This is a genomic window from Sphingobium herbicidovorans, assembly GCF_002080435.1.
Classification (GTDB): domain Bacteria; phylum Pseudomonadota; class Alphaproteobacteria; order Sphingomonadales; family Sphingomonadaceae; genus Sphingobium; species Sphingobium herbicidovorans.
In genome coordinates, this window is record NZ_CP020538.1 from 1,694,281 (window position 1) to 1,708,384 (window position 14,104).

Here is a 14,104-nt window from a genome sequence, read left to right on the forward strand (position 1 = left end):
GCCCGGTCAATTGCGGTCAGCTTTTCCGGCAGGCGGCACTGCGACCGACAAACGGGTGAGGTTGTCGGCAGCAGCTTTGCCGGCGGTGGACTGGGGAGCCAGTGCTACCGCCCGCTGCCATGCCGAACGGGCGATGTCGGGGTGATCGGTCAGCACTGCGATATTGCCTTCCTCCAATGCGACGGAGGCGTCATCGGGTGACATCTGCACCGCCCGGGCGATATGGGCCTGAGCCAGCTTCAACTCTCCCGAGCGGCGAGCCAGTGTCGCCGAAAGCAGCCAGGCGAGCGGGTCTTGCGGCACCTGCGTCAGCGCAGCGTCGAGGGAGTCCCGCGCCGCCTTCGCATCGCCCAGTGCGACCAGCGCGCGAGCCTGGTCCAGTTGTGTCTCACCCTTTTCGATGCCGTCGGGCAGCCCTCTTGCCAGTGCTGCGTCAAAGCTGGTCCGCGCCTTCGCCGCATCGCCCGACGCAAGGGCGGCATTGCCAGCCTGCGCCCACAAGCGAGCGCCCTGCGCCATCTCGCCAGAGCGCTCAGCCTCGTCAGCCCCCTGTTCGAAGGCTACAATGGCGGGAGCCCAACGTTCTGCCTGCGCATAGGCAAAGCCCATGCAATGGCGAGCATAGAAGCTTCCACCCTCCAGCCGCCATTTCTGAGCGAAAGCGACAGCCTGATCAGGCGATTCCATCGCTTGGTCGAGGCAGGCCTGAAAAGGCTCTACAAATTTTTCCGGGACCGGAATGCGAGCCCCTGCCGCTGCAGAGCCCTGCGTTGATGCTGGAGTGCGCGGCGCAACAGCCGCCCCCTTTTCCTTCTTCGGACGGTTCATGATCGCCTCGATCTCAGGATCATAGCTTTGCGGCATCACAAGCAGCAAGGGGAGGAATAAGACCATCAGAAAGTATCCAAAAGGCTGCTGAGCGTGCGGATGAGCAACGCGATGTCGCCGTCGCGAGACAGGCGATGATCGCCGTCCTTAATCAGCAGCGTCTGCACATCATATGAACGCAGGCGCTGTGCCAGCCGCACCGCCGTCTGCCAAGGCACATCGCGATCCTCCTGCCCCTGAAGCAGGCGTACAGGGCAATCGATCGCAATCTCCGCTCCAAGCAGCCGCAGTGCCTGCCCCGACTGCCAAAAGGCCAGCGTCGTCACCAGTCCCTCGTCGCCATAGGGTGTTGGCTCGATAATTTGGCCCTCCGTCGACAGCAACGCCTTGTCCGCATCACTGAATCCCCATTCAGTGAAATCTGGAGCGGCAGCGATACCGACCAGCCCAGCCACCCGCTCTGGCCGCACAAGCGCGATGAGCAATGCAATCCAGCCGCCCATCGAAGACCCCACGAGCAGCAGTGGCCCATGCGTCAGCGAATCGATCAGCAGTAGCGCATCGTCGCGCCAGCTTGCGAGCGTACCGTCGGAGAAGCTGCCCTCACTGGCGCCATTACCAGCATAGTCGAGTCGCAGAATCGCCCGCCCGGTCTTCGCCGCCCACGCGTCCAGTGCGACCGCCTTACCGCCTTCCATATCAGACATATAGCCGGGAAGAAAAACGATGGTTGGCCCAGTTCCTGCCCGATGCCGGTATGCGAGCCGGACCCCGTCGGGGCGAGCGAAGAAAGCGGGCGGCGCGGCTTGGCATGGGTCCATGGGGCTGTCTCCACTGAAAGAAGGATGCGTCTGGTTCGCGCCAATAGAAGCTGGAGCGCGGAAAACCAGAAAGGAAGCAAAATAATGGCAGGCGCGCGATTGACAGGGTGAGGACCAGCAGCTAATCGCGCCGTCCTACCCCGTGCCCAGATGGCGGAATTGGTAGACGCACCAGCTTCAGGTGCTGGCGATCGCAAGGTCGTGGAGGTTCGAGTCCTCTTCTGGGCACCACTTTGCCTTCCGGAATCGTCCGGAGGCGTCCAGCAAGTGACTGGTTTAGCAGCATTTTCTGATTGAGAATCGCCGGATAACGTCCGGTGATATCCAGGCGAGACCGTCAGCAGCACCGTCATTTGACGGTGTTTTTGACAGTCCTGGATCGACCCGGCTTTGCTGGGAAAGAACGATGCTCACTCATATCCAGATTGTGGCGGCAAAGCCTGCCGCGAAGCCCTACCAACTGCGCGATTCGAGAGGTCTTTATCTCTCAATTAGACCGAATGGGTCGAAACTCTGGCGTGTCGACTACAGCTACCTCGGCAAAAGAAAGACCCTTCACCTCGGACCATGGCCTGAAGTTAGCCTCGCAGACGCGCGCGTCCGGCGCGATGAGGCGCGAAAGCTGGTTGCCGCCGGCACTGACCCATCAGTCGAGAAAAAGCGTGCCCGTATCGCCGCGAAATACGCGAGCGCTAATACGTTCAAGGATGTTGCCAAGGAATGGCTCGTAAAATGCGAGCGCGACGGCCTCGCGCCTGTCACGATCGACAAGATCAGTTGGCTGCTTGCCAAGGCCTATCCCCTAATCGGAAGCCTGCCGATCGCGCAGATCACGCCTCACGAAGCGCTTGCCGTCCTCCGCAAGGTCGAGGCCACAGGCGCATATGAGAGCGCTCGTCGCATGCGGAGCGTTCTGAGCCGAGTATTCCGCTATGGCGTCGCGACCGTCCGATGCGACAAGGACGTTGCTGCCGATCTACGCGGCGCAATCGCTACTCCCAAGGCCAAGCATTTTGCCGCCCTGACGAAGCCGTCCGAAGTCGGTGTCCTACTCAGGGCCATTGACGGCTACGACGGGAAGGACGTGACACGCATGGCGCTGCGATTGTCTCCGCATGTGCTTCTGCGTCCTGGCGAACTCAGGCAGGCGGAGTGGACCGACATTGATGTGGAGGAGGCTATCTGGTCGATACCGGCGGAAAGGATGAAGATGCGCCGGCCACACCGAGTGCCGCTATCTCGACAGGTACTCGAGATGCTCACGGAACTGAGGGAGTTGACCGGCCATAGGAAGCATATGTTTCCCTGCTTCGGAAAGCCCCGCAAAGCTATGTCCGAGAATGCTGTGAACCAAGGCCTGCGGCGGCTTGGCTACACCACGAACGAAATGACCGCGCATGGCTTTAGGGCTATGGCTGCCACGCTGTTGAACGAAATGGGCGAATGGAATCCCGATGCGATCGAGCGACAGCTTGCGCATGTGGATACGAATCAGGTTCGACGAGCCTATGCGCGCGGCGAATATTGGGACGAGCGCGTAGGCATGATGCAGCATTGGTCGGACTATCTCGATAAGCTGCGGGATGGAGGACAGGTACTTCGTCCGGTGTTCGGAGCAAAACCTATGACGGGTTGAGGTTTAAACGCTGCGGGGATCAGGTAAAAATGTTTCCCGCAGGGTGTGAACCGCCAGTAATTTAGCGGAAAAAAGCCTGCTATGGCGGATGAATGTTTGCGAAATCTGACTTTCCCCTCCGAATATCCTCTTAAAAAATACAACTCAAGAAGTCGCCATTCTTAGCCAGCGAGAATAGGTAAGCGGGGATCGTCGCTTCATGGGCCGGGTGCCATTGATGCAGAAGTTGAAATCGCGCGGCGAGGACCGCCGGTTTCACGACCGTAGGGTTGAAGCGCACCTGGCGGAAGGCGACCGACTGGCGTGGAACCTGACCAGCGGCGTGGACGGGTTCATGAACACCGAAAGCGAATGCACGGTGACGCTTTGGGATGAATAGAGTGCAGCTCAATGCGCCCCTAGTTCTCCCTCAGCCGAACACCTCGTTGAGCAACGCCGGCAGCAACTGATCGAGATGCGCCGTAGCTTCGGCCTGAGTGGCCTTGGCGGCGCGTGCTTTGGACTGGAGGCTGTCAAACCAGAGTTGGGCGTCGAGTGATGGCACCGGCACAGAGATCTTGGGGAGCAGCTTCGTAGAGAGGGTCTTGTTGCGGACCATCGTGCCCGGCGATGCTTTCAGCACCTCGCGATGACCGTCCTCAGTCGTGAAGTAATAGTATAGGAACTCCGGCGACATCCGACTACTGTCGGCCTGACAGGTCAGCATGCGGTGGTTGCCAACCGCTCCTGCGTGGCTGCTTTGCGCCAAGCCCGTCGCCTGTTCCCAAGCCATGAGATTGCTAAAGACCAGATCGCCCTGTTCGACCCAGAACAACTTTTGCCAATCGAAGTCTGACCCCAAAACCTGCCGACGTTCGAACAAGCCGCGGTAGAAGCTGCGAACGCCGATTTCCCTATAGACTTGTGCAGGATCGATCACGACCGGGCGGCGCACCAGCGGCGCGATTTCACCCATGGTCACGCGCGGTGCGTCCGCGATGATCCGAGCAAAGGCGGCGCGCATGGTGGCCTCGACTTCCGATACCATTGCCGTCGCTGCGTTTCCTCGCGCGGCGATCGCTGCCGCGGCTTGATCCAACCTGTTGACGATGGCTTGCTGTTCCGTGGTCGTTGGCAAAGGGATGGACTGCGCCAGAAATCTGCTTTCTTTGAGCCTGACCCTGTTCGTGCTGCCTTCACTTGCGCTCTTGCAGATTGCAATAAACCATCCCGTCCGTGCCACCCACGCGACGAATTCGGGCAGAGCCTTGTCGGGGTCGACATTGAAAGCTGGGAAGTCGTTCGACACGACTGCGCCATCCAATTCGGCGGGAACGATGCCGAATGCACCGTGGCGGGCGTCGATCTTGGAAATCACGAACTGATTGGTCGAAACACGGTTCTGCTGCGCGGCAGCGATTTCTGAACCCTTGACGCGCCCGCGAAGCGCGAGGCCCTTGCCCCATAGGCGAGCCGTCACCTGCGCATAGGTTTGATCTGGGTCCAGTTGGATCCGATCTGTATTCGGCCAGAGCAATTCACCCAAAGGGACTGAGGGCCAACGGCTCATGCAAAAGCCTGCTGCGACACAAGTTCGCGAAGCTCGTCCAGCAGCGCCAGAACTTCACTTTCCTTGGTGAAGGCTGCCTCGACAATCTCCGCCGGTGTTCGATGATCCTCGGCGGCTTTGGCGTTGGGATTCTTGATGTCGAGATTGACCGCAACGACCTGCCCACCGGCATCCCGCTCGATGAGAGAGGGGCCATCCACCAGCCATGCGCGCGGGTCCTCGCCCCGCGTATCCCACCACGCGCTCAAATCCGCCAGATCGGCGGACTGCAACGGCGCGGTCTTCGAATACTTCCGTCGGCCATTGGGGGCTGGTTGTTCCCAATAGGCAATCGGCCCGGTGGGGCCGGTGGTGTCGAAGAACAGCAGGTTGGCCGCAATGTCAGTGTAAGGGGCGAAGACACCCTCGGGCAGGCGCACGATGGTGTGGAGGTTGAACTTTTCCAGCAGGTCCGCCTTGATCCGCGCGGCGACGCCAGTGCCGAACAGCGTGCCGTGCGGCACGACCACGGCGGCGCGGCCCTGGCCCTTGCGTTTCAGCCGTCGCATGATCAGTTGCAGGAACAACTGCGTGGTTTCCGCCGTGCGGCGGTCATCGGGAAAGTTGGAAAGGATGCCCGCCTCTTCCTCGCCGCCAAATGGCGGATTGGTCAGGATCACATTGACCCGTTCCCGCTCGCCGATTTCGGTCAGGCGGAAGCGCAGCGCATTGCCGGGATCAATCTCGGGCGCTTCCAGCCCGTGCAGCAGCAGGTTCATCTGCGCCAGCAGGAAGGGTAGAGACTTGGCCTCTATGCCCGCAAGGCTACCTGACTGAAGCTGATTGCGCCGTTCCACGGTGTCCGCCTGAAGCGCCATGTGCGTGAAGGCTTCGGTGAGGAAGCCGCCGGTGCCGCAAGCCGGATCAAGCACGGTCTCGCCGATGGTAGGGTTGATCCGCTCAACCATGAAGCGGACAACTGCGCGCGGCGTGTAGAACTCGCCGCTGTCACCCGCCGCATCGCGCATTTCGCGCAGCAGCGTTTCATATAGCCGCCCGAGGGTGTGCATTTCCTCGGAACTGTCGAAGTGGATGGCGTTGATCAGGTTGATCACATCACGCAGCAGATAGCCGCTTTCCATGCGGTTAGTGACACCGCGAAACACGGTCGCAATCACGTCGCGCCGGTCGCGTCCGCCATTTGTCCCGCGCAGCGCGCGCAGATAGGCGAAGAGGCCAGGACCTTCGCTGCCATCCGGCAACGTGGTCTTTTCGGCGGTTATAAAAGTCAGCAAATCCGGCCCGGTAATGCCGTCCTTGTCCGCCGCCCAATCCCGCCAGCGATACGGCGGTTCTATGGCTGAGGCGAACGCGCTGCCTGCCAGCTCGGCCTCGTCCTGATGCATCCGTTCAAGGTCATCGAGGAACTTGAGGAACATGATCCACGTCAGCACCGGCAGCCGATCAAGATCCCCATTCAGCCCCTTGTCCTTCCGCATGATCTTGCGGGCGGACTTGACGATAGAATCAAGGCGCTGGGCCGTGGTTTGGGGAGCAGTGGTCTTCGGGGCGCGGGCCATGGTATTCCTTATCGATTATCAGGCCGCATAGAGTGCTTCGGTCAATTCCGCCACCGCCTCGCGCATGGCCTGCGGGCCGCCAAACAGGCGCGCAATCTCGCTGGGATTGCCGAAGTCGGAAATGGGCTGAACCTTGAGCGCCTGAGGCAAGGACAACTGGTCAGGCCCGGTCGCGGCGTATTTTTCCAGCAGGGCATCGATAACGCGCCGCGCCTCTTCGCCGTAACGCTGGAACAGATCGGGCTCCTTGGCGCGCAATCGCTGGGCGCGTTCCGTTCGTGTGGTGAGCGGTGCATTCCAGGCAAGATGACACAGCAGATCGAACGGATCGTCATCGGGCCTGCCTGCATCGAGCTGGAGCGCGACAAGATCGATCCCGCGTTCGGCCAGTGCATTGATAATTGCCCCGCGCTTGTCCGGGATGGCCCATTCTGCGCGGAAGGTCGCTGGAGTGGGAAACAACGTCCGCACCTTCTCGTCTGTCCAGTCGGTGAGCTTGCGGCATGTCAGCCGCTTGCCGTCAGAATCCAGATCATAGACGAGATGTGCGACGACTTCGACTTCGCCGCCATCGACGTAAAGTTTGCGGGGCAGGCTTCGGGTTCATCGGGCGGCAGCGTTGTGGTTCCATCCCCACCTTCTGAGGAATCCACAGGGCTTTCCGGCTCGCTCTCGTCGGTTGAGACGACTTCGCCTTCGGCGTCGATCTCGGTTGTGATTTCATCGGCGGGTTCACCATCGAAGGCCGGATCGGCGAACTTCTCGGTAGCTGTGCCGGTGTAATCGAGAATGTTGAACCACAGTTTCCCGTAGTCCTCGCGCAGCCGCGTGCCGCGCCCGATGATCTGTTTGAACTCCGCCATGGAGCCTACGACCCGCGCCAGCGCGACATTCTTGCAGGTGGGGGCATCAACGCCGGTCGTCAGAAGCTGCGATGTGGTGAGGATGACCGGCGTTTCGGACTCCACGTCCTGAAACGTGCTCAGCTTACCTTTGCCGATGTCGCCTTCGTCAGAGGTCACCCGCGTGACGTAGTCGGGATACTTCGCCACCATATCGGAATTCAGATTGATCAGCGCCTGCCGCATCTCGCTCGCATGGTCCTGATCAACGCAGAATACGATGGTCTTGGCGAAGCGATCGGTGTTCTTGAGGAAGTCTGTCAGATGCCGGGCAATGGCCTCGGTCCTCGACCGCAACGCGACGATGCGTTCGAAGTCTTTTGTCTGGTATTCCTCGTCGGGAATTTCGCGCCCGTATCGATCCAGTTCCCCGGCCCCCGGCCGCCAGCCAACGGCGTCGAGATCGGTGACAATACGATGCACGCGGTAGGGCGCAAGGAAGCCATCGTCGATCCCCTGCGCGAGCGAGTACGTGTAAAGGGGCTTCTGGAAATAGGCATAGGTGTTGCGGCTCTCTTCCCGCAATGGCGTGGCCGTCATTCCCAGCTGATAGGCGGGTTCAAACCATTCCAGAATTTCGCGCCACGAACTGTCCGACCGCGCACTGCCCCGGTGGCATTCATCGATGATGATGAGGTCGAAGAAGTCCTGTGCGAATTCCTTGTATAAACCGGGGCGGTTCTCGTCGCGTGCGATGGCCTGATAGGTCGAAAAGTAGATGTCGCGGCCATGGCTGATCGCGTTTGCGCCCAGCTTCCAGCGCGCATCGCCAAACGGGGCAAAGGTCTTGTCCTTGGGATCGTCGACCAGAATATTGCGGTCAGCCAGAAACAGGATTTTGGGCTTGCGGTGATCGCCCCGCTTATTCCAACCGGCCGACCAAAGCCGCCAACAGAGCTGGAATGCGACGGCGGTCTTCCCGGCCCCGGTACAGAGGTTTAGCAGGGCGCGGCGTTGCTCGCCCAAGATTGCTTCCATTGCCCGGTTGACGGCAATCTCTTGGTAGTACCTGAGTGGCCGTTCCGGATCGGGAAATCCCGCTGATAGCAGCTTGGCGGAATCGGCACTCGAGATTGCTAACTGGGTTTCGAGACGGGACCAAAGTTCGCGCGGTGTCGGAAAATCGCTGCGCGAAACCTCGGTTCCCAGCGCGAGATCGATTTCGATGATGTCCCGGCCGTTGCTGGCATAGGCGAACCGAACGCCAAGCACTTCGGCATAGTTCTTCGCTTGCTGAACGCCGTCCTGGGCTGAGCGATAACCTGCCTTGGCCTCAATCACTGCGATCGGATAATCGGACCGATAGCGCAGGATGTAGTCCGCTCGTTTCCGTGTCCCTCGGCGTGCTACTCCACCCACGAAGAGAACGCGTCCATCCGTGAAAGTCCGCTGTTCCTGAATCGCACAAGGTGCATCATCCCAGCCAGCGGTTTGCAGCTTGGGCAAAATGTATTTTCGGCAGGTGTCAGCTTCGGTATTCATTTTGCTTGACTCATTCGCTGAACAACATGGGATTGGCAACTAGCGGCGAGAATTCGGATGCTTGGTCGTTGTATCTCGAACCCGTGACCATTCAAGAAATCATCCCCTTCCATTAACTGATGACGCCCCTGACCGAACCCGGACAGGCACTAAAACGTGCACTCATGCGGACCGTATTGCCGCCCAGCGGAAGGCTGCCTGCACCACTGCTTCGAGTGACGTTTCGCTCGCTCTGCCCGGTACACGCCTGCCCGTGCCCAGCCTTATCGAGGCTCAGTCAAGAGGATGGTCGCGGGTTTATTCGCGCAAAAGTCCCTCTAGCGTAATGGGTCGGTAGCTCGCCATCATCCCGTCTCCCCGCTTCAGGTTCGTGTTTGGCTCTGACTTTGAGGGATAAGACAGGACGCGGCGATTGGACAATGCCGTCTTCCATGGTAGCCGGAGGCATGGCGGGCAGCGATAGTCGAGGGTCGGACTGGTCGGATCAGGAGATTGATCTGATCGTCGCAGACTATTTTGCGATGCTCCAAATGGAGCTGGCTGGGCAGACGTTCGTCAAATCGCATCGAAACATGGCGCTACAGCAATTGATCAGCCGCTCCCACGCGTCGATCGAGTTCAAGCATGGCAATATCAGCGCTGTATTGGAGCGATTGGGCTTGCCCACGATCAAGGGTTACAGGCCGCGCGAGAATTTCCAGGGTGCGTTGATCGAGGGGGTGGGGCGCTATCTTGGAACCCCCGGTCGGCCTGAAGCTCTCGTGGCATTCAGCGAAGCGGTCGCGGTTGAAACCCCTGTCATGCTTCCGATCGTCGACGCGCCGCCGCTCTCACATGTGGAGAAGCCGAGCACGCGGCCGCTTGAGCGCCTCGTCCGCAAGTTCGATCCGGCCGTGCGGGATGCGCGCAACCGATCGCTGGGGCTGCGCGGAGAGGAGCGAGCGTTCCATGCCGAGAGAGAACGCCTCTCCGCTGTGGGCAGGGAGGATCTTGCTCGGAAGGTGCGCTGGGTCTCGCAGGAAGATGGCGATGGCGCAGGCTATGACATTCGCTCCTATGCCCATGATGGCCAGGAACGGTTGCTTGAGGTCAAGACCACGCTTGGACATGCGCGGACGCCCTTCTACCTGTCGAGCAATGAACTGGCCTTCTCGCAGGAGCGGCCGGAGGCCTTCAAGCTCCTGCGCGTCTATGACTTTGCGCGATCGGCCAAGGCTTTCGAGCTGGAACCGCCATTGACCGATCATGTCGCGCTGTTGCCGACCGCTTATCGAGCCAGTTTTTGATGCCGGTCGGGCTTGGCGCGGCGGTATGTCCGGTCGCGTTCGACTATAGCAGATCGATATGCTCTTTAAGCATCGAAGCCAGTTTGGGCAGCCCCTTGCGCTGGAGTTCGAAAATGAATTCGCCCGGCGTAAAGGGAGGGTTCTGGTAGTCCTGCCGCATGTTGCGCAGGGTGGACAGGGCATCGCCTGGATACAGTTCGAACGTGCTGCTCAGAAAATCGTCGGGCGTCACCGCCGTGATGCCGAACGGCGCCAGCGCCTCGTCCGGGAAATCCTTGAGGTTTTCGGTGACGATATGTTCGGCACCTGTTCGGATCGCAGTCGCCAGAACATGGCGGTCATCAGGATCAGGCAGGATCAGTGCTGGCATGAGGCTTTCTCCGCCCGTCACGCAGCTTTCAGGAAATGCCCGTTCCATGGCCGCCATCTGCGCCCGGATGCTCGCCTCGAAATCCGGACGCCTCTCGAGCAGGTTACGCGTCCATTCGTCCATGATCGTGGGCGACCAGCGCGCGCGGAACAGCCCTGCCTCGGCGAAGCGAAGCAGGGCATCCCTGACCCGGAAGGGGTAGAGGACGTTGGCGTCTAGCACGACGACAAATCTGTCCGCGATCTCACTCAATCGGCGTCAAACTCCTGGCCAAGGCGCTGGAGTTCCGTCAGGGCGCTGCGCCGAACCTTATCCCTCTTGGCCTTGTAAGCCAGGAGTTCGTTGGCGCGTATTCTGCGGTGAGAGCCGACCTTGTGGTAGCCGATCGCGCCTTCGTCCAGCAGCTTTACCAAGAAAGGGCGAGAGACGTTGAGAAGGTCTGCCGCCTCTTTCGTGGTAAGTTCCGCGCCATAGGGGACGAGCGTGATCATCTCGCCGCGTCCGACATGGGTCAGGACGTCGAGCATGAGCTGTCCCAGAGGTGCCGGAAGCTCGACCTGGACCTGGTCGCCATTCTTCTGCACGCTGAACGGCAGACCGTCGGGGGTGAGCGCCTTGGCCAGAAGACGTGCGGCTTCGGAGGCCGCGCGGACCTCGTTTTCCGTAGGCGGCCGCTCGGAAAGCGCTTGCTCGCTCATGTCAGTCTCCAATGTGGCTTGGGGTGGATGATAGATATATAGTGGATCGTCGTCTTAAACGCAATAAGTGCAATGGATGAAATAACTGTAAATGACATGGTTCCAGATTGGCTGCTGCGAATATCGGCTTTCCTCCGATGGGACGGGAGGATCCTGCGCGAGTATGTCGGCGCCCAACAGGCATCGGCACCGGCAAAGCCTCTCATTCTGGGCTTTTTGCCTCATACTATCAGGAACCATATGGTCGGCCTGCGCGTCCGTCCGCCATGGCAGAACCGACGATCATCGACATTGCGCACAGTCTCGGGCGTGAAGAAGCAAAGCGCCGCATGGAAAGCCGGGTTGGCAAGCTGGCATCGCATATTCCAGGCGGCGCGGCGACCGTCACCTCGTCCTGGCCGAGCGCCGACCGCATGGCCCTGACCGTGTCGACCATGGGCGTCGAGGTGCCATGCACCATCGATGCGGAGGATAGGCGGCTTCGCGTTACGCTTCATCTTTCCGGCATACTGAGTCTAGTGGCTGGACCAATTGCAGCGGTGGTCCGGCAGCAGGGCGAACGACTGATGCTGGACGATCGTTCGACGACCCAGGCCTAGCGTCGTCCGGAGGAAGATTTGGCGTCCCCTGCGGGCCGCGCTCTGTTCCGCTTCGCTTCACCGAGCCAGCTTCGCCTGTCTCGTCCTTTCAGGCGACGATCGCTGACGCACGATCCCTGCTGGATCGTGACGGACATCGCTTAGGCGCGATGGCGTGGGCCCGGTCCGGACTGGCGGTGTGGGCGTCGCTTCCCTCTAGGCCCGTCGGGGCGAGCGGCAAGCCGGCCTGTGGCGCGGCTCCTTCACTGACGTTCCAGTCCTTGCGGATGCAGCTCGCCGCTTGTCCGGGCCTTCCGGTGCGCTCTTGCCGCCCACCCCGCCTTTCCGGGGTCCGGTGTCTGGCAAGGAGTAAGGAAGATGGAACTCAAGCATATCGACATTGCCTGCCTCTCGGTCTCGCCTGCGAACATGCGGGGCGTAAAGAAGGCACCGGACCTGACCAATATCCTGCCGTCCGTTCGGGCGCGGGGTGTCTTGGTGCCGCTGATCGTGAGACAGAATGGCAGTCCTACCACCTACGAGATTGTCGCGGGCAAACGGCGCTACCATGCCGCGCTGATCGTGGCGCAGGAGGAGGGGAGCGTTGAGCCGCTGCCTTGTGCCGTGATGGAGGCGGGGGACGACGCGGCGGCGCTGGAGGCGTCTCTGATCGAGAATATCGCCCGGCTCGATCCCGATGAGGTGACCCGGTGGGAGACGTTCACGCGGCTGGTCAGGGAAGGTCGGTCGCCAGAGGATATCTCGCTGACCTTTGGTTTGACCGCCTTGCAGGTGAAGCGGACGCTGGCCTTGGGCAATCTGCTGCCGCGCATTCGCCACCTCTATCGCAGCGATACGATCGACGCCGTGACCGTGCGGCATCTGACCCTCGCGTCCAAGGCCCGCCAGCGTGAATGGCTGGCGCTGCTGGACGATGAGGATGCGCGTCCGCCTATGGGGCATTATGTGAAGGCTTGGCTGCTGGGTGGCAGCGCCATCGCCACCGATAAAGCGCTGTTCGACCCGGCGGGCTATACCGGCGGGATCGTTGCCGACCTGTTTGGCGATCACAGCTATTTCGCCGATGTCGACCTGTTCTGGCAGATGCAGGAGGCGGCCATTGCCGAGAAGGTCGAAGCGTTACGCGACGCAGGGTGGCAGGATGTTGCCGTCATGGCGCGGGGTGATGCTTTTTATGCGTGGGAGCATGAGCGTTGCCCCAAGGCCAAGGGCGGGCGGGTCTATGTCAGCATGGGTCATGGCGGCGATGTCAGCTTTCATGAGGGCTATGTAACCCTCAAGGAGGCGCGCAGGCTGGAACAGGGCGGCAGCGTCGAGAAGGCGGTTCGGCCCGAACTCTCCGCGCCGCTGGCCAGCTATGTCGATCTCCATCGCCATGCCGCCGTGCGGGCTAAGGTCGCGGCTGCGCCAGCCATCGCCCTGCGGCTGATGGTCGCCCATGCCATTGCGGGATCGTCGCTGTGGCGCGTGGACGTCGCTTCACAGCGGGGCGCGAGTGATGCGGTCACCGAAAGCGTCGAGAATTGCGCATCGGAAGCGGATTTCGACAAGGAACGGCGGATCGCGCTCAACCTGCTGGGCCTCAATCCCGACACGCCGACCGTGACCGGCCACACCTATGATCGGGAGCTGATCCCGCTCTATCTGCGACTGCTCGACCTCGATGACGCCATGGTGATGGGCATCCTCGCCATCGTCATGGGCGAAACGCTGGAAGCGGGGTCGGCGCTGGTCGAACTGCTGGGCGTCCAGTTGAATATCGACATGGCTTCATGCTGGCAGGCCGACGACGTTTTGCTGGACCTTATCCGCGACCGGGAAGTGATGGGCCATGTCCTTGCCGATGTGGCGGGGAAGGAAGCCGCGTCGGCCAATGCCGGGGCGACCGCGAAGGTGCAGCGGCAGATCGTGCGGGATTGTCTCGCCGGGACCAACGGCCGGGAGAAGCGGGAGGGCTGGGTGCCGCGCTGGATGGCCTTTCCGCCCTCGGCCTACACCGAGCGGGGCGGGATCGGCCGCGTCGAGCGGTGGGAAGCGGTCTCGCCGTTGCTCGAGGGGCAGGAGGCGCAGGAGCCCGAGCGGGGCGAACCGCAAACGGCGGATGCGACCGAGGATCATCAGAACATCGCGGAAGATGAACCCGTCCCGCAGGCTGCTTGAGCGAGACGCTGGCAGGCGGCGGTGACCTGTCGCCTGCCATTTCGCCATGACGCCCCCCCTTTTTGGGGGGATTGAAATTTTGCGGGCGGCGGAGCCGCCCGGCTTCTTGGCAGCGAAACAAGGACCGCAGCTGAGACGAACTAACAGTTGGCTTTGTTGGGCGAACGTGCGCCACGGGAATGCGGAGCGCTGCGAAAGGCAGCGCGACGGGTCT

Annotated in this window: 13 protein-coding genes and 1 tRNA gene; 6 read left to right on the forward strand and 8 right to left on the reverse strand. The window is 61.1% G+C overall.

Annotation, left to right across the window (positions count from 1 at the left end; translation table 11 throughout):
- Positions 1 to 6: 6 nt before the first annotated feature.
- On the reverse strand, positions 7 to 894 hold the full coding sequence (locus B6S01_RS08160) for a tetratricopeptide repeat protein (RefSeq protein ID WP_037466156.1): 888 nt from the start codon (positions 892 to 894) through the stop codon (positions 7 to 9).
- The gene (locus B6S01_RS08165; protein WP_037466154.1) at positions 894 to 1,649 is read right to left on the reverse strand and encodes an alpha/beta fold hydrolase; all 756 of its coding nucleotides are present in this window, start codon (positions 1,647 to 1,649) and stop codon (positions 894 to 896) included. Before B6S01_RS08165 ends, B6S01_RS08160 begins: the two co-directional genes overlap by 1 nt.
- Before the next feature lie 144 nt (positions 1,650 to 1,793).
- Between B6S01_RS08165 and B6S01_RS08170 the strand changes: the two genes are divergently transcribed.
- The 3 genes from B6S01_RS08170 (at position 1,794) to B6S01_RS08180 (ending at position 3,664) form a co-directional block, all read left to right on the forward strand.
- Positions 1,794 to 1,880: transfer RNA gene (locus tag B6S01_RS08170), tRNA-Leu, on the forward strand.
- Positions 1,881 to 2,055: 175 nt separating this feature from the next.
- Positions 2,056 to 3,285 carry a tyrosine-type recombinase/integrase gene (locus B6S01_RS08175; protein ID WP_037466152.1) on the forward strand — a complete coding sequence of 410 codons (1,230 nt, stop codon included), beginning with the start codon at positions 2,056 to 2,058 and terminating at the stop codon, positions 3,283 to 3,285.
- Between the two features lie 217 nt (positions 3,286 to 3,502).
- On the forward strand, positions 3,503 to 3,664 hold the full coding sequence (locus tag B6S01_RS08180; protein ID WP_156103369.1) for a hypothetical protein: 162 nt from the start codon (positions 3,503 to 3,505) through the stop codon (positions 3,662 to 3,664).
- A 30-nt stretch (positions 3,665 to 3,694) separates the two neighbouring features.
- On the opposite strand, the gene B6S01_RS08185 is transcribed toward B6S01_RS08180, so the two are convergent.
- Genes B6S01_RS08185 through hsdR form a run of 4 tightly spaced genes read right to left on the reverse strand, consistent with a single transcriptional unit; the run spans position 3,695 to position 8,777 of the window.
- Positions 3,695 to 4,810: a restriction endonuclease subunit S domain-containing protein gene (locus B6S01_RS08185; RefSeq protein WP_051908268.1), complete on the reverse strand. Its 1,116-nt coding sequence runs from the start codon at positions 4,808 to 4,810 to the stop codon at positions 3,695 to 3,697.
- Between the two features lie 20 nt (positions 4,811 to 4,830).
- Positions 4,831 to 6,393: a class I SAM-dependent DNA methyltransferase gene (locus tag B6S01_RS08190; protein WP_037466150.1), complete on the reverse strand. Its 1,563-nt coding sequence runs from the start codon at positions 6,391 to 6,393 to the stop codon at positions 4,831 to 4,833.
- An 18-nt stretch (positions 6,394 to 6,411) separates the two neighbouring features.
- Positions 6,412 to 6,855 (reverse strand): type I restriction-modification enzyme R subunit C-terminal domain-containing protein, encoded by a 444-nt coding sequence (locus B6S01_RS21320; RefSeq protein ID WP_197053219.1) that lies wholly within the window; start codon positions 6,853 to 6,855, stop codon positions 6,412 to 6,414.
- 44 nt (positions 6,856 to 6,899) lie between these two features.
- Positions 6,900 to 8,777, reverse strand: coding sequence for an EcoAI/FtnUII family type I restriction enzme subunit R (gene hsdR / locus B6S01_RS08195; RefSeq protein ID WP_197053218.1), 1,878 nt, complete (start codon positions 8,775 to 8,777; stop codon positions 6,900 to 6,902).
- Positions 8,778 to 9,208: 431 nt separating this feature from the next.
- On the opposite strand from hsdR, the gene B6S01_RS08200 reads away from it, so the two are divergent.
- Complete coding sequence (locus B6S01_RS08200; RefSeq protein WP_231568007.1) at positions 9,209 to 10,063, forward strand: protein NO VEIN domain-containing protein; 855 nt, start codon at positions 9,209 to 9,211, stop codon at positions 10,061 to 10,063.
- A gap of 43 nt (positions 10,064 to 10,106) precedes the next feature.
- Here B6S01_RS08200 and B6S01_RS08205 read toward each other — a convergent pair whose 3' ends face one another.
- Positions 10,107 to 10,685: a PIN domain-containing protein gene (locus B6S01_RS08205; RefSeq protein WP_051908267.1), complete on the reverse strand. Its 579-nt coding sequence runs from the start codon at positions 10,683 to 10,685 to the stop codon at positions 10,107 to 10,109.
- On the reverse strand, positions 10,682 to 11,131 hold the full coding sequence (locus B6S01_RS21600; RefSeq protein WP_037466147.1) for a helix-turn-helix domain-containing protein: 450 nt from the start codon (positions 11,129 to 11,131) through the stop codon (positions 10,682 to 10,684). Before B6S01_RS21600 ends, B6S01_RS08205 begins: the two co-directional genes overlap by 4 nt.
- Before the next feature lie 266 nt (positions 11,132 to 11,397).
- Between B6S01_RS21600 and B6S01_RS08215 the strand changes: the two genes are divergently transcribed.
- Complete coding sequence (locus tag B6S01_RS08215) at positions 11,398 to 11,730, forward strand: polyhydroxyalkanoic acid system family protein (protein WP_037466146.1); 333 nt, start codon at positions 11,398 to 11,400, stop codon at positions 11,728 to 11,730.
- 357 nt (positions 11,731 to 12,087) lie between these two features.
- The gene (locus tag B6S01_RS08220; protein ID WP_051908266.1) at positions 12,088 to 13,890 is read left to right on the forward strand and encodes a ParB/RepB/Spo0J family partition protein; all 1,803 of its coding nucleotides are present in this window, start codon (positions 12,088 to 12,090) and stop codon (positions 13,888 to 13,890) included.
- The last annotated feature ends 214 nt before the right edge of the window (positions 13,891 to 14,104 follow it).